Annotated in this window: 10 protein-coding genes and 1 tRNA gene; 6 read left to right on the forward strand and 5 right to left on the reverse strand. The window is 65.8% G+C overall.

The genetic code is table 11. The features are described 5' to 3' along the window. Positions 1-98 precede the first annotated feature (98 nt). Together RDV55_RS03815 and RDV55_RS03820 are read left to right on the forward strand one after the other, a co-directional pair. Entirely contained in the window at positions 99-368 is a 270-nt protein-coding gene (locus tag RDV55_RS03815; RefSeq protein ID WP_111824437.1) for a type II toxin-antitoxin system Phd/YefM family antitoxin, read from the forward strand. A gap of 2 nt (positions 369-370) precedes the next feature. Then, positions 371-634: a Txe/YoeB family addiction module toxin gene (locus RDV55_RS03820; RefSeq protein ID WP_048673063.1), complete on the forward strand. Its 264-nt coding sequence runs from the start codon at positions 371-373 to the stop codon at positions 632-634. A 109-nt stretch (positions 635-743) separates the two neighbouring features. On the opposite strand, the gene RDV55_RS03825 is transcribed toward RDV55_RS03820, so the two are convergent. After that, positions 744-2441, reverse strand: coding sequence for a methyltransferase (locus RDV55_RS03825; RefSeq protein WP_111824436.1), 1698 nt, complete (start codon positions 2439-2441; stop codon positions 744-746). Between the two features lie 78 nt (positions 2442-2519). Here RDV55_RS03825 and RDV55_RS03830 point away from each other — a divergent pair, with 78 nt between their 5' ends. Together RDV55_RS03830 and RDV55_RS03835 are read left to right on the forward strand one after the other, a co-directional pair. Beyond that, the gene (locus tag RDV55_RS03830) at positions 2520-3488 is read left to right on the forward strand and encodes a DUF808 domain-containing protein (protein ID WP_111824435.1); all 969 of its coding nucleotides are present in this window, start codon (positions 2520-2522) and stop codon (positions 3486-3488) included. Between the two features lie 163 nt (positions 3489-3651). Continuing rightward, positions 3652-4335: a superoxide dismutase gene (locus RDV55_RS03835; protein ID WP_111824434.1), complete on the forward strand. Its 684-nt coding sequence runs from the start codon at positions 3652-3654 to the stop codon at positions 4333-4335. 783 nt (positions 4336-5118) lie between these two features. Here RDV55_RS03835 and RDV55_RS03840 read toward each other — a convergent pair. After that, positions 5119-5208: transfer RNA gene (locus RDV55_RS03840), tRNA-Ser, on the reverse strand. Between the two features lie 293 nt (positions 5209-5501). On the opposite strand from RDV55_RS03840, the gene RDV55_RS03845 reads away from it, so the two are divergent. After that, positions 5502-7502: an OPT family oligopeptide transporter gene (locus tag RDV55_RS03845; protein WP_111824432.1), complete on the forward strand. Its 2001-nt coding sequence runs from the start codon at positions 5502-5504 to the stop codon at positions 7500-7502. Positions 7503-7589: 87 nt separating this feature from the next. Here RDV55_RS03845 and RDV55_RS03850 read toward each other — a convergent pair whose 3' ends face one another. Then, positions 7590-8501, reverse strand: a complete 912-nt coding sequence (locus RDV55_RS03850; protein ID WP_111822737.1) for an IS3 family transposase — start codon at positions 8499-8501, stop codon at positions 7590-7592. Continuing rightward, entirely contained in the window at positions 8450-8962 is a 513-nt protein-coding gene (locus tag RDV55_RS03855) for a helix-turn-helix domain-containing protein (RefSeq protein WP_111822736.1), read from the reverse strand. The genes RDV55_RS03850 and RDV55_RS03855 overlap by 52 nt, the downstream gene beginning before the upstream one ends. Positions 8963-9226: 264 nt before the next feature. Between RDV55_RS03855 and RDV55_RS03860 the strand changes: the two genes are divergently transcribed. Then, positions 9227-10837, forward strand: coding sequence for a glycoside hydrolase family 2 TIM barrel-domain containing protein (locus RDV55_RS03860; RefSeq protein ID WP_111824431.1), 1611 nt, complete (start codon positions 9227-9229; stop codon positions 10835-10837). A gap of 86 nt (positions 10838-10923) precedes the next feature. On the opposite strand, the gene RDV55_RS03865 is transcribed toward RDV55_RS03860, so the two are convergent. Beyond that, positions 10924-15492, reverse strand: coding sequence for an acyl-CoA dehydratase activase-related protein (locus RDV55_RS03865; protein WP_111824430.1), 4569 nt, complete (start codon positions 15490-15492; stop codon positions 10924-10926). Positions 15493-15604: the final 112 nt, after the last annotated feature.

Below are 15604 nucleotides of genomic sequence, written 5' to 3' on the forward strand. Positions count from 1 at the left end.
GTCCAGTAGCGACACCCTGGCACATCACCAGCCCACTGGCGACACACGCCCTCACCTCATGTACAATGTTCTGTACATAGGCGAGCAGAGGAGCACCCATGAAGACCATGACCTACACCGAGTCGCGCGCACGCTACGCCGAGGTCCTCGACCAGGTCGTCAACGACCGCGAGGAAATCGTCATCACCCGACAGGGTCACGAGAGCGCCGTCATCATCGCCCTCGATGAGTACGAGTCCCTCATGGAGACCGTCTATCTCATGCAGTCCCCAGCGAACGCCCGTCACCTGCGCGAATCGATTGCACAGCTGCGACATGGCAACCTCGAAGAGCACGATCTCATCGACATCCCTGATGAGGAGAACTAACGATGCTCAAAGTCTTGTGGACCCCACACGCCTGGAACGACTATGTCTGGTGGCAGTTCGAGGATCGCAAGACTCTCAAGCGCATCAACGCTCTCGTTGCGGATATCCAGCGCAACGGGAACGAGGGGATCGGCAAGCCTGAGCCTCTTCGCTACGAATACACCGGCTTCTGGTCGCGCCGGATCGACGGACGTAACAGATTGGTTTATCGCATCACCGAAGATACGGTCGAAATCGTTGCCTGCCGCTTCCACTACGGCCAGTAGGCACGCACGAGGCCCGGACCGATCGCGCCCCGCCAGACAAGCAACAATGCTCTTACGCCAAGCGCCGCGACTGCCCCTGCGGCCGCGGTGCCCGCGCACACAACAACGCTCAGAACGTCAGGAATCCCCAGCGGATCAGGTCGCGCAGGGGTTCCTCGGCCTCGGCGCGCACGTCGTCGGCATCTGTCTCCGTGAGCATCGCGACCGCCGCCACGATCTGCCCGACCGTCAGCTCCCCGTCGGAGGCACCCACGACCGCAGACACAGCAGAGGAGACCGGCACGGAACGCCCCAGCCCTGCGCCCTGGTGGAGGATCAGCAGCTCCGGGTCGGGGCTGCCGGGCACGTAGTGGCGCTCCTCGCGCACGTCGGAGGCGCGCGTGAGCGCCGTGTTCCACAGATCCGGGGCGCGCAGGGAGGTCAGCGCCCAGGCCACGTCGCGCCCGCGCGGGGCGTGCCCATCGAGGGACAGGTCGTAGGCGCGTTTTCCGCCCGAGGCCTCCTCGGCCTCGTCGATCCTGCGCAGCGCGACGAAACCCATGCCGATCGCGCCCGTGCCCGCGCGGCGAAAGTCCGCCAGCCACGAGGTGAAGGCGCGCTCGTAGTCGGCGCGCGCCATGAGCTGGCCGCCCGAGTCACGGATCCACATGTCGACGTAGCGCGCGGGGTCGAGCACGTCGCGCTGGACGACCCACGCGTCCACCGGCAGGCCTTCAAGCCACTGATCGACGCGCCAGGACCACTGCGTGTCGGGGTTCCGGTCGGCGGGAATCTCCCAGTTGGCGAGCATCTGCAGGGTTCCGCCCGGGGCCATGCAGGAAGGCGCCTCGCGCAGGACCGCGCGGATCAGGTTGTCACGGTCCATGCCGCCGTCGCGGTACTCGAGCAGTCCGGCCGCGCCGCGCACCGTGTCCGGGGTGATGACGAAGGGAGGGTTACTGACAATCAGGTCGAAGGTTTCGCCCTCGACGGGTTCGAAGAGCGAGCCCTCACGCACGTCGATGACGGTCTCATTGAGGGCCGCGTTGAACTGGGTGAGCGCACACGCCCGCGCCGACAGGTCGGTGGCGACGACGCGGCTGGCATGAGTGGCTAGGTAGAGGGCCTGGATGCCGCATCCGCAGCCCACGTCGAGGGCCGAATCGACCCGATCGCGCACCGTCATCTCCAGCAGCGTCAGGGTCGCGCCGCCGATGCCGAGCACGTGGTCGTCCGACAGCGGCCTGCCCGTCTGGACTTCCGCCAAGTCCGAGGCGATCCACCACTCGTGGTCGCCGCTTGGCAGGGTGGCGGCGTGGGGGCGCAGGTCGAAGAGGGCACGCATCCACGGGTTTGCGTCGGCCTCAGGCTCGAGGGCCGCCTCGTCGGGGTCGCGCATCGTCGGCAGGCTCGCCGCCTTGTGGGGCGAGGTCTCCTCCCCGTCCGTCTCCTCCCTGGGCTCGCGCTTGGGCGCGCCAGCCGCGCGGGGTATGACGAGAGCGGAGGCGGCCTCGGCCTCGTCGATGACAGCCGCGAGGCCGAGGGACTCCAGGCCGCGAGCGCCCAGCGTCGGGAGGGCCTCATCCAGCGTCGAGGCGCGCTCGGGCAGGCCCAGGATGAAGAAGCGCGTGAGGACCGCGGCGGGTTCGGTCGCGCCCGCGAGCTCGACGAGGGCGGGCAGGCGCGAGTCGCGCATGAGGGCGGACAGCGCGCCCTCGCTGATCAGGGCCTGCAGATTCTCAACGGTCCACATCGAGCCGATCACGTCGGCGCGCAGTCGCCCGATCAGATCGCGGTCGAGGGCGGGAACGGGTACGGAAGTCGTCATGCCCCAAGCCTATCCCCGCGCGTACAATGCGCGGGTACCCAACGAGGCACCTCACGCGAGGCCCATAGGAGGAAACCCATGTCCGGAGGACTTGTCGCACTGCTCGACGATATCGCGACCCTTGCGAAGGTCACGGCCTCGTCGATCGACGACGTCGCGGCAGGCGCCGTCAAGGCCTCCTCGAAGGCGGTGGGCGTCGTCATCGATGACACCGCGGTCACACCCCAGTACGTGTCGGGCCTGAGCCCGGCACGCGAGCTTCCGATCATCGGTAAGATCGCGCGCGGCTCCCTCATCAACAAGCTCTTCATCATCCTGCCGATTGCGCTCGTGCTGACGTGGTTCGCCCCGCGCGTCCTGCCGTTCCTGCTGATCGTGGGCGGCGCGTACCTGTGTTTCGAGGGCGGCGAGAAGGTCCTCGAGAAGCTCGGCTGGCTGCCCGGAGACCACGCGGAGCACGATGAGACGGGCGCATCCACGGCCGAAGAACTCGAACGTGGCATCGTTTCCTCCGCGACCCGCACGGACCTGATCCTCAGTGCCGAAATCATGCTTGTGTCCCTGGCGGGCCTATCCAACGAGACCGGCATCATGCGCGTCGCCGTCCTCGTCGCGGTCGCGTTCTTCATGACGTTCTTCGTGTACGGCCTCGTCGCCCTCCTCGTGAAGGCGGACGACTTCGGCCTCCACCTGGCCAAGGATGCCGTCAGGCCCGAGGACAACCGCCCCGGGCCCGTCGACAACCTGGGCCGCACGATCGTGCGCGTCATGCCCCACGTCTTCAACGTCATCGGCATCGTCGGCACGGTCGCGATGCTGTGGGTCGGCGGCCACCTCGTCATCGAAAACCTCGCCGAGGTCGGCGTCCCCGTCTTCCACCACCTTCTCGAGACCGCTGAGCACGCGGTGTCCGCTGCGGGTTCCTTCGTGACGTGGCTCGTCGAGACCCTCCTGTCCGGCATCTTCGGCATCGTCCTGGGTGCCGTCATCGCGTGGATCGTCGTCGGCATTTCGATGCTCGGTCGCAAGGTGCGCGGGCGGGACTGATTATTCCTTGTGTACGAGGCCGGGGCTGGCGCGCGAGGAGCCGCCCCGGCTTCGTCGTTGATCGCGTTGCGTGAAAGGTGACTCATAACCCCTACGCAAGCCGGGACTTAAGTACTACCCTTAGAGTCAACGGAATATGACAACGACGCCCAGGAGGAGCATCATGACCGTCTACACTCTGCCCGAACTCCCCTACGACTACGCCGCTCTCGAGCCCCACATCTCCGGCCGCATCATGGAGCTGCACCACTCCAAGCACCACGCCAACTACGTGGCCGGCGCTAACGCCGCCCTCGAGAAGCTGGCCGCCGCCCGTGAGTCCGGCGATTTCGCCGCCATCAACCTGTGGGAGAAGAACCTGTCCTTCAACCTGGGCGGTCACACCAACCACTCCATCTTCTGGACCAACATGACCGGTGAGGGTGCCTCGCGCCCCGAGGGCGAACTCGGTGCCGCGATCGACGAGTTCTTCGGCTCGTTCGAGTCCTTCCAGGCTCAGTTCGCCGCCGCTGCCCTGGGCCTGCAGGGCTCCGGCTGGGCGGTCCTCGCGTGGGACACCGTCGGCAAGCGCCTGGTGACCTACCAGATGACCGACCAGCAGGGCAACATCCCGGTCGCGACCGTGCCGCTGCTCATGATCGACATGTGGGAGCACGCTTTCTACCTGGATTACCTCAACGTCAAGGCGGACTACGTCAAGGCCTGGTGGAACCTGGTGAACTGGGAGAACGTCACCTCTCGCTTCCAGGCCGCCCGCCTGTCCTCCGGCCTGGTCAACGCACACTCCGCGCTGGCCGACCTGAGCTCTCATGCCGTTGACACCGTCAAGGGCTGGTGGAAGAACTGAGCGTCGTCACCGACGCAACCGCGGACGAGGCCGTTACTGACTGAGCTGAGGCTTGGGCACTGACGCTCCGGCGCCGGTATCGCGGCCACCGCACGCAACGAGAGGCGGGCTCCTTCGGGATCCCGCCTCTCTCACGTTCCTGCCGACACCACCCAGGGGGCAGCCGGAACCGAGCGAGCGGCCGGAAGCGAGGGGGCGGCCGGAACCGAGGGGGCAGCCGGAACCGAGGGGGCAGCCGGAACCGAGGGAGCGGAAGGACAGCAGGATTCAGGCGCGTCGCCGCCGCAGCAGCAGCGACAGCCCAACCGTTCAGCCGCGTCGCGGGATCGCGCGCCCATCAGCCCCACACTCACGCAACCCCACGCACATCCGTCCACCACGCAACCTCAGCAACCCGATGCGCATCAGACCGACACTCAAGCATCCCCACGCACACCAGCCCAACGCACATGAGCCCCGGGCACACCAGACCGGGGCACACCAGACCGACACTCACAAATCCGACAAGGCGCATATGCCCGGAGGGGCTCCGCGTACTGCAACCCCAACACAAGCCACTCACCGACCACCACACGGGCCAAGCCCACGCCTTCGCGGATGGGTTGTGACGATGCGGATAGGTTATCGCCACGCGGATAGGCTAATAAGCTATCCGCATCCAGATAACCTATCCGTCACGCAATAACCTATCCGCGCACACCACGGCACCCAGAGACCACGAACCACCCACGCACACCGCGTAGGCATAACAAACCGCCCGGCCCCACTGGGGCCGGGCGGCAGTGGCGGTAGCGCTGGGATTTGAACCCAGGGTGGCTGTGACACCACACAGCATTTCGAGTGCTGCACCTTCGGCCGCTCGGACACGCTACCTTACCCAAATACTCTACTACACCCTCCCCCTGCGCGCGCAAATCGACCGGACAGCCTGGGAGCAGGGCCACACCCGCCCGCTTCATTCAAACACCCACAGCACACCCACCCCACACCCGCCCGCTTCGTTCGCAGACCCACCACAGCCCCACCACAGACCCACCACAGACCCACCGATCACGGCCTCTTCAGCACGATTGAAAACGACATTAAGTTCCCTCCTGCCATGAACGGACGAGAACAAATGCACTACGCTGGCAGGGTAACTATTCAGGGCAGCGAAAGGACTTTTCGTGTCTGCGCCACACCCGACGAAGCAAGCGTCGCTCAAAGAACTCACCCTGCGCGGCATCGTTATCGGCGGCATCATTACGCTACTGTTCACGGCCGCGAACGTCTACCTGGGCCTGAAGGTCGGCCTGACGTTTGCAACGTCGATCCCGGCGGCCGTCATCTCGATGGCGGTCCTGCGCTTCTGGGGAGACCACACCGTCCAGGAAAACAACATCATCCAGACCATCGCCTCGGCGGCCGGCACACTGTCGGCAGTCATCTTCGTCCTCCCCGGCCTCGTGATCGTCGGCTGGTGGAACGGCTTCCCCTACTGGGAGACCATGTTCGTGTGCGCGGTCGGCGGTTCGCTGGGCGTCATGTACTCCATCCCGCTGCGCCGAGCGCTCGTGACCGGCTCAGACCTGCCCTACCCCGAGGGCGTGGCGGGTGCCGAGATCCTCAAGGTCGGCGACGCACAGGATGCGGGAGAGGACAACCAGCGAGGCCTGCTGGCCATCACCTGGGGTGCCCTGGCCTCGGCCGTCATGGCGCTGCTGGGCTACATGAAGGTGACGGCCTCCGAGGTCGGCACCGCCTTCAAGATCGGCTCGACGGGCACGATGATCTCCACTTCCCTGTCTCTCGCCCTGATCGGCGTGGGCCACCTGGTCGGCATGACGGTGGGCATCGCAATGCTGATCGGCATGGTCACCTCCTACGGCGTCCTTCTGCCTCTGTACGCGAACGGCCAGCTGGACGGCGCGGAGGACCTGACGTCGGCCCTGTCGACGGTTTTCAAGTCGGACGTGCGCTTCATTGGCGCGGGCGTCATGGCCGTCGCTGCCATCTGGACGCTCATCAAGATCATGGGCCCGATCGTGCGCGGCATGTCTGAGTCGCTGCGCGCTTCGCGCGGCGCGAAGGAATCGGGCGCGCAGATCGAACGCACCGAGCAGGACATTCCCGGCAAGTGGGTCATCGTGTCCATCTTCGTGGCGATGATCCCGATCTCGGGCCTTCTGTGGTGGTTCATCCGCGGCACGCAGATCGAACACAACACGGCCGTGCTGATCGCCATCTCGGTCCTGTTCATTCTGCTCGCGGGTCTGCTGGTCGCGGCGGTCTGCGGTTACATGGCGGGCCTGATCGGCTCGTCAAACTCGCCCGTGTCGGGCGTCGGCCTGCTGGTCGTCGTCGTCACAGCAGTCGTCATCCTGGCGGTACACGGCCGCGGTTCGAGCATGGAAGAGAACACGGCGCTCATCGCCTACACCCTGTTCACCTCGGCGATCGTCTTCTGTATCGCGACGATCGCGAACGATAACCTGCAGGACCTCAAGACCGGCCAGCTGGTGGGCGCGACCCCGTGGAAGCAGCAGGTCGCCCTGGTCATCGGCGTCGTCTTCGGCGCGCTGATCATTCCCCCGGTCCTGCAGCTGATGCAGAATTCCTTCGGTTTCCAGGGTGCGCCGGGCGCAGGTCCTGACGCGCTGGCGGCCCCGCAGGCCTCGCTGATCTCCTCTCTCGCGAAGGGTGTGCTCGGCGGCGGCATCGACTGGAAGCTCCTGGGCATCGGCGCGGTGATCGGCATCGTCGTCATCATCATTGACGAGGTCCTGCGCCCCGCCACGAAGGGCAAGCTGGCCCTGCCTCCGCTGGCTGTCGGCATGGGCATCTACCTGCCGGCCTCGCTCACGGTTCTGATCCCGATCGGCGGCCTGATCGGTTTCCTGTACAACAGGTGGGCCTCCAAGCAGGCGGACGCGGAGCGCGCGAAGCGTTTCGGCACGCTAGCGGCGACCGGCCTGATTGTCGGCGAGTCCCTGTTCGGCGTCGTCTACGCGGGCATCGCGGGCGCGACGGGCTCGGAGTCACCGCTGGCGCTGCCGTTCATCGGCGATGGCTTCACACCTTTTGCAAACGTGCTGGGCATCGCGTTCTTCGCGGGCGCAACGTGGCTGCTCTACGGCTTCGCGCGTAAGATCACGCGCGACTCGGATCGAGAGTCCGCCACGAAGTAGGCGCGAGGAGCTTCGCCTCTCCGACCCCGGCCTCGTTCCTTCATTCTGAACTGCGCCCCGAAACTTGGACGCGTTTAATGGTAGCCGTTATGCGGCTTCCTGTAGGGCCTGATCCCGGTATTCTGCCGGGGTCAGGCCCTTGAGCTTTACTTGGCGTCGTGTTGTATTCCAGTGCGTGATGTAGGTGTCGAGGTCGGCTTTGAAGCTCTCGAAGGTCTGCCAGTCTTGGCCGCGAAAGAACTCGTCCTTGAGGTGTCCGAAGACCTGCTCAGTGGCGCCGTTGTCGATGCAGTTGCCTTTGCGTGACATACTCTGGATGAAACCGTTATCGGCGAGTGTGCTGATGTAGGTCTCGTGCTGGTATTGCCATCCCATGTCCGAGTGCAAGATCGGCTCGACCCCTGCGGGTTTGGCTTCCATGAGTATTTGGAGCATCTCTTGTTGCTGGGCGAGGTTGGGGCACATCGAGATGGAGTGGGCGACGATCTCTTTGCTGGCAAAGTCGTAGACCGGAGCGAGGTAGGCCTTACCGAAGGAGAGCTTGAACTCGGTGACGTCGGTACCCATTTTCTGCCAGGGGCCGGTCGCCGTGAAGTCGCGGCCGATGATGTTCTCAAAGCTTTGCCCCACGGGCCCCTTGTAGGAGTTGTACCTGTGGTAGGCCCTCTCGCGGCGTATGCCGCAGCGCAGCCCCATCTCGCGCATCATCTTCAAGACCGTCTTGTCGGCGATGCGCTCTCCTTCCTCAGCGCGCAGGCACATGGCTACCTGCCTGTGACCGCACCCGTTGGGGGTTCGTGAAAAGATCTGGGCAACCTTGGGACGTAGCTGCGCTCTGGTTGGCTGCTGGGGGTGAGCCAGCGCGTAGTAGTAGCTCGACCTGGAAAGGCCTGCCACCTCAAGGAGATCACGCACCGCGTGTCCATGCCCTGAAAGCTCGGCGACCGCTAGGGCTTTGTCCCGGTTTCGGAGCGCCTCTGCGCCTTCAGGGCAATCGATTTTTTTAGGTATGCCACCTGCGCCTCAAGCTTACGCACACGCGCGGCGAGTTCCTCCTCACGCGTTGGTGGCACCGCCCCCACCGACCCCTTCGGCCTGCCCTTGGGCTTGGGCTTGAGGGCCTGCGCGCCGCCCTCACGGTACAGCCTGCACCACTGCTTCAACGGTGTCGCACTCGCAATACCGAAACGCACCATCGCCTCAGGCTTACTCATCCCACCATCAACCACGGCCCTCGCTGCGGCGACCTTGGTCTCATAGTCGTATCTGGCCTGCTGTCCTCCCATGGCAAGAAGCCCATCCTTCCCAATTGCACGGTACGTCTTCTGCCACTCTCTCACAGTCTCGGCACACACACCCAGCCTCTTGGCGGTCAAACCATAGCCAACCCCCCTCTCAAACATCTCCACCGCCTGCTCCCGAAGCAAACGATCATGCCTCAACCGCAGATCCACAGACATGAAAAGCCTCCCATTCCCTGGACTTCACTTTCGATGTCCAAGAAACGGGAGGCAGTTCATTCACGGACGAGGCCGGGGTTTCTCTTGTCTGTCCGTTCACCTGGGGGATCGTCATTTTTGTCCATCGACGTGCCCATATATCCCACGATGCGGGCACCCGTCCCGCTTGTCACCCGCGCATATTGCGCATGTTAAGGCACATTTACCCTTGTTTCAGAAAAAATTGCCATTTCCTGACTAACAATTAAATGGTACTTTTATTATATGAAGCACATCCCGGAACCAGACATTGCATGGCTGCGGGACCCAGGGGCGTCGGTGAACCGCCTGACGGTGCACTCGACGTGGAGGTCGCGCAGGCCGCTCCAGTTGCTGTCTAGCACCTGGCAGGTCACCGGTGCGTTCGGCACTCCCGCAGAGTTGATCGAGCGAGCGCCCTATCAGCGTGATTTCGAGGCTACATCCGTTCCCGGCGTGCTGGAGATGGACGGAACATGGGTGCGCCGAGACGAACAGGCCCAGGAGCAGGACGAGCACGGTAGCCCAGACCGGGTGCGCGCCTCGATTCTTCGCCGCGAGTTCATCCTCGACGCTCCACTGAAGGATGCGAGCGAGCGCGGCTGGACAATGTCCCTGACCTTCGGCGGCTTCTCAGGGCCCCTGTACGCGTGGGTCGACGGGATATTCATCGGTTTTTGCGCGGATGGCTTCATTCCCACAGCCTTCGACGTGACGGACGCGCTGCAGCCGACGCACACCCACGCAATCACCGCGCTTCTCCTGGATTCACCGGTGTGCTGCCACGGCCTATTCCGCGAGGTGTCGCTTGAGGCGCGTCCGCCCGCGCACATCGTCGACCTCATTCCAGAGGTATCCCATGACGGCAGGAACGGGAGCTTGCGGCTGCGCATTGAGACCTCGGACGGGGCGAACAACTCGATCGCTCGCGCGGCACTGCTAAGCGAGGGCCAGCAGGAGGAGATTTGGTCCGCGAGCGCGCCCGCAGGCGATGAGCTTCAGGCAAGCAGCTTAGACGTGCTCGCGTGGAGCGCGGAGGAACCTGCCCTGTACGCGCTTGTCGTGACGCTGAGCGACGAAGAGGCGGGGACGCAGGACACGGTCGCCATGCAGGTTGGTTTCCGCGGCCTGGCGGCAACGGCTCAGGGAGTGAGCCTGGCCGGACGCCCCCTGGTGCTGCGGGGGGTGCGCCGCAACGAGTGCAACGAGCGGAGCGGACTCGCGGTTGGCCTGCAGGACATGCTCGATGACATCGTGTGGTGCAAGCGCCACGGCGTGAACACTGTTGTGATCGAGCAGGGGCCCGCGCACGCACGCTTCTACGAGCTGGCGGACCTGTACGGCCTGTACATTATCGACCGCGCCTCAACACTGTACGAGGCCGGCCCCGCGCGCGAGGAGGCAATCGAGGCTGCGATCCGGAGGGATCGGGCCCACCCGAGCGTCATCGCATGGAACGTGGGCGACATTGACGAGGAGATCCGCGCGGCCCGAGCGCTGGACCCGACGCGCCCCGAGTACGCGGGCGGTGACTTCCCGAACCTCAGCGAGGTGCGCGGGGAGGAACTGCACTACGCCCCCGTCTCTGTTGCTCCCTCGTATTCGGGGGTGACGGTGCGTAACCACATGACATTTACGTCGACGGCCGACCTGGAGTTCCTGTGTCGGGTGTTCGAGGACGGGCACCCGACCTGGGAGTTGGCGGCGTCCCTGGATGTTGCGCCCGGCGAAACGGGTTTCCTCCCGGTGGAGTGGCCGTCCGCGGGGGTGCGCGAGGTGTCGGTGCGCCTGTCGTACGGGACGGGCTGGGCGCCGGCTGGGTTTGAGATCGGACGCGGGGTCATGACCGTGCCATAAACGAGGCCGGGAACAGTGCGCACCGGGTGCGCGCATGCGGGGGCGGAGCGAATAAGCGCCGCCCCCGCATGTGTTTCTGACAAATATCAGCGGAACGCGGCCCGCCTACTCGGGATGGTCGGCATGCCGAGCATGACCGAGCTGTGCCCGCCGCACGAGGTGGTGTCCTCGGCGTCAACGAGCTGCAGGACGTCGCCGTCGCGCGCCTGCGGGTCCTGCAGGGCGGTGGCGAGCATGAGTTTGATGCGGTTGAGCTGGTTGACCTCGGATGCTCCAGGGTCGTAGTCGACGGCCACGATGTTTGCCTCGGGGTATCGGGTGCGCAGCGCACGGAACATGCCCTTGCCGACGACGTGGTTCGGCAGGCACGCGAAGGGCTGGGCGCAGATGATGTTCGGGCAGCCGTGTTCGATCATGTCGACCATCTCGGCGGTCAGGTACCAGCCTTCGCCTGCCTGGTTACCCAGGCGCGCGATGTCCTGGGAACGGGAGATCATCTCTTCGATGGGCCGGTGCTCCTCGAACTTGCCGTTCGTGGAGGCGAAGGCACGGTGTACGGGTTTCTCGTACTTCTTGAGCGCCCAGAGCACGATCGGCATGACGTAGCGCTGCTTGCCCTCGATGCCCAGGTTTTCCTTGTCCCACGCGGCGGTGGCCACGGAGTTGTGGAAGAACTGCATGAGGCCGGGCAGTTCGGCCTCGCAGCCCTCGGCTTCGATGACGTCGACGGCGTGGTTGTTAGCGTCGGGGTGGAACTTCACGAGGATCTCGCCGACCAGGCCGACGCGCGGCTTGCGGGGGATGTCGCGCAGGGGCAGGGCGTCGAAGGCGCGCACGCACTCGCGGATGAGCTTGCTGTAGGAGGTGCGCCCTCCCAGGGCGGCCACGCGCCCGGAGGTGATCCACTCCTGCACGTAGGCGTCCCACGTGCGGTACAGCTCCATGGCGGAGCCGGGGGTGGCCTCGTAGGGGCGCACGCGCAGGAGCATCGACTGGATGGCGTCGCCGATGACGAAGGCCTGGATGGCCTTGTGGATGTGGGCGGCGCCCAGCCGGAAGCCCGGATTGTCCTCGAAGCCCTGGACGGACAGGGCGATGACGGGCACCTGCGGGTATCCGGCGTCGCGCAGCCCCTTGCGCAGGAGGGCCGCGTAGTTGGAGGCGCGGCACATGCCGCCCGTCTGGGTGATCCCCACCGCGGTGCGGTCGGGGTCGGCGCGCCCGGAGATGAACTCGTCGAGGAGCTGGCCGATGACGACGATCGCCGGATAGCACGAGTCGTTGTTGACGTACTTGAGGCCGACCTCCATCGAGGAGCGGCTCGTGTGCTCCAGGACCCGCACCTTCAGGCCCGCGCTCGCAAACAGCGGGGTCAGGAAGCGGAAGTGGATGGGGGACATCTGGGGGGCGAGGATCTCGTAGCCGGCCTCGCGCATCTCTTCGGTGAACACGGCGCGCGCCTGGATGTGTCCGGCGCGCTCTTCGCGGGCGGCGTCGCCGGAGGGGTCGCGCAGGGTGGCCGTGTCGACGGACCCCGACACGAGGCCCACGGACGAGGCGGGGGCGAGCCCCACTCGATCCGCGCCGTTCTCCCCGTCCCCGGCCTCGGCGAGAACGGAGGCGAGGGAGGTGCGCTCGGCGATGGCCGCGTCGAGGGAGCGCAGGCGGATCTTGGCGGCACCCAAGTTGGAGACCTCGTCAATCTTGAGGACGGTGTGTACGTCGCCTCGACCTTCGAGGATCTCCTGGACCTGGTCTGCGGTGATGGCGTCGACGCCGCAGCCGAAGGAGTTGAGCTGGACCATCTCGAGGTCGGGCTCGTCGCCGACGCGGGCGGCGGCCTCGTATAGGCGCGAGTGGTAGGACCACTGGTCGAGGACTCGCAGGGGGCGTTCGAGGCGGGCGTCCACGATGGAGTCTTCGGTGAGGACTGCCATGCCCAGGCCGATGATGACTTCGGGGATGCCGTGGTTGATCTCGGGGTCGAGGTGGTAGGGGCGGCCGGCGAGCACGATGCCGCGCACGCCGTGAGAGCGCATCCACTCGATGGTTTCGACGCCCTTCGCGCGGATTTCGGCCTTGACGGCCGCGTCTTCCTCCCACGCCTTGTCGAGGGCAGCCTTCATCTCCTCCACGGGGATGTCGTAGCCGTACTGCTTGAAGGTCTTGGACAGGTGGGCGGGCAGGTAGTCGCGGTTGCCGAAGTTGACGAAGGGGCTGATGAAGCGGGTGCCGGGCTCGGCCAGGCGCTCCATGTTGTTACGGATGACCTCGGGGTAGGTCGCCACGATGGGGCAGTTGAAGGAGTTTTCGGACTCGGTGGTCTTCTGTTCGAAGTCGACGCAGGGGTAGAAGATCGTAGAGATGCCCTTGTCCAGCAGGGACTCGATGTGCCCGTGGACGAGCTTGGCCGGGTAGCACACGTTCTCCGAGGGGATGGACTCCATGCCGGTCTCGAAGAGGTCGTGGTTGGAGCGGCCAGAGATCATGACGCGGAAGCCGAGAGCAGTGAGCATCGTGAACCAGAACGGGTAGTTCTCGTACATGCCGAGCACGCGCGGGATGCCGATGTCACCGCGGAACGCCTTCTTTTCGGTGAGGCGGCGGTACCCGAAGATCCGCTTGTACTTCCAGTCGTAGAGGTTGGGCAGGTCCGATTTCTTGGGCACGCGCTCCAGGGACGCTCCCCGCTCGCATCGGTTGCCCGACACGTGGCGCTCGCCGTTGGAGAACGTCGAGATCGTCATCTGGCAGTGGTTTTGGCACAGGCGGCAGGTCTTGCGGGTCGTTTCCACGCCGAAGCCCTCCAGGGCCTCGATCGTGGCCAGGGTGGAGGTCCCCTCCCCGGTGTCGTGCATGCGTGCGGTCAGGGCGGCACCGTACGCGCCCATGAGGCCCGCGATGTCGGGGCGCACGACCTGGCGTCCGGTGAGCAGCTCGAAGGCGCGCAGCACCGAGTCATTGAGGAAGGTGCCGCCCTGGACGACGACGCGCTCACCCAGGTCCGAGGGCTCCTTGAGCTTGATGACCTTGTACAGGGCGTTGCGCACGACGGAGTAGGACAGGCCGGCGCTGATGTCGCGCACGTCCGCGCCTTCCTTCTGTGCCTGCTTGACGGAGGAGTTCATGAACACCGTGCAGCGGGTGCCCAGGTCCACGGGGGAGGAGGATTCCATCGCCATTCGCGCGAAGGAACGCACGTCGGTGCCCATGGTCTGCGCGAAGGTCTGGAGGAAGGATCCGCAGCCCGAGGAGCAGGCCTCGTTGACGGAGATCGAGTCCACCGCGTGGTCGCGGATGCTCAGGTACTTCATGTCCTGGCCGCCGATGTCGATGACGGAGGTGACGCCGGGGCAGATGAACTCGGCCGCACGGTAGTGGGCCATGGTCTCGATTTCGCCCTCGTCCATGGTGAGGGCGGACTTGACGAGGCCTTCGCCGTAGCCGGTCGCGCACGAGCGGCCGATCTCGCAGCCCTCGGGCAGGGCGCCGCGTACGGCGCGCACGATGTCGACGGCGGCGGCGACGGGGTCGCCCTCGTTGGAGGCGTAGTGGGTGAAGACGATGCGGTCGCAGGAGTCGATGACGACGGCCTTGATGGTCGTGGAGCCCGCGTCGATGCCGAGCCAGCAGCGGCCCTCGGCCTCGTCGAGGCTGGCCTTGGGGATGACCTCGAGGCTGTGTCGGGCCACGAACTCCTCGCGGTCCTCCGGGGAGGCGAAGAGGGGGTCCATGCGCGGGGATTCGACCTGCACGGGTGCGGCGGCGAGGCGCTCCATGAGGGTCGTGAGCTTGTCGCCGCGCGCGTCTACGGGGGCGGCGCCGCTTTCCTCGGCGAGGCGCGCCTTCTTGGCGGCCTCCTTGTCGGCGAGGAGGGCCGCGCCGATCGCGACGTAGAGCTGGGCGTCGTCGGGGGTGACGAAGGCGTCGGCCTTGGGCAGGAGGGTCTTGTAGGCCTCGCGCAGGGCGGGCAGGAAGTGCAGGGGTCCGCCGAGGAACATGACGGTGCCGCGGATCGGGCGCCCGCACGCCAGGCCCGCGATGGTCTGCGTGGCGACGGCGTTGAAGATGGAGGCGGCGAGGTCCTCGTGGGCGGCACCCTGGTTGATGAGGGGCTGGATGTCGGACTTGGCGAAGACGCCGCAGCGCGAGGCGATCGGGTAGAGCTGGGTGTGGCGGGTGGCCATCTCGCCCAGGCCGGCTGCGTCGGTGTGCAGGAGGGTGGCCATCTGGTCGATGAAGGCACCGGTGCCGCCCGCGCAGGTGCCGTTCATGCGCTGCTCGGGGGTGGGGTGCAGGTAGGTGAGCTTGGCGTCCTCGCCGCCGAGCTCGATGACGACGTCGACCTCGGGGTGGAGGCGCTGGGTGGCCTCGGTGCCGGCGATGACCTCCTGGACGAAGGGGATGCCCATGGCGCGGGCGGTCGTCAGGCCGCCGGATCCGGTGATGGCCGCGTGGACGCGGATGCCGGGCAGGGAGCGCTCGACGTCGGCGAGGAGTGCCCCCAGGGATGCGCGCACGTCGGCGTTGTGACGGCGGTAGTCGGAGAACATGCGGCGGTTTCCGTCCAAGACGACGGCCTTGACCGTCGTGGAGCCGACGTCGATGCCGAGCTGATAGGGGCGCGTGGCCTCATGGTGACGCTGCGGTGTCATGGGGACCTCCTGGGTTCTCCCCACAACTTAGGGAACCCTGCACAGGGAGTCAAAGCTGTCCAACTCCGAGGGATCATCACCCATTAAAACCGCTGAATAACACCAAAATGAC

It is taken from the genome of Schaalia odontolytica, assembly GCF_031191545.1.
Taxonomy (GTDB): domain Bacteria; phylum Actinomycetota; class Actinomycetes; order Actinomycetales; family Actinomycetaceae; genus Pauljensenia; species Pauljensenia odontolytica.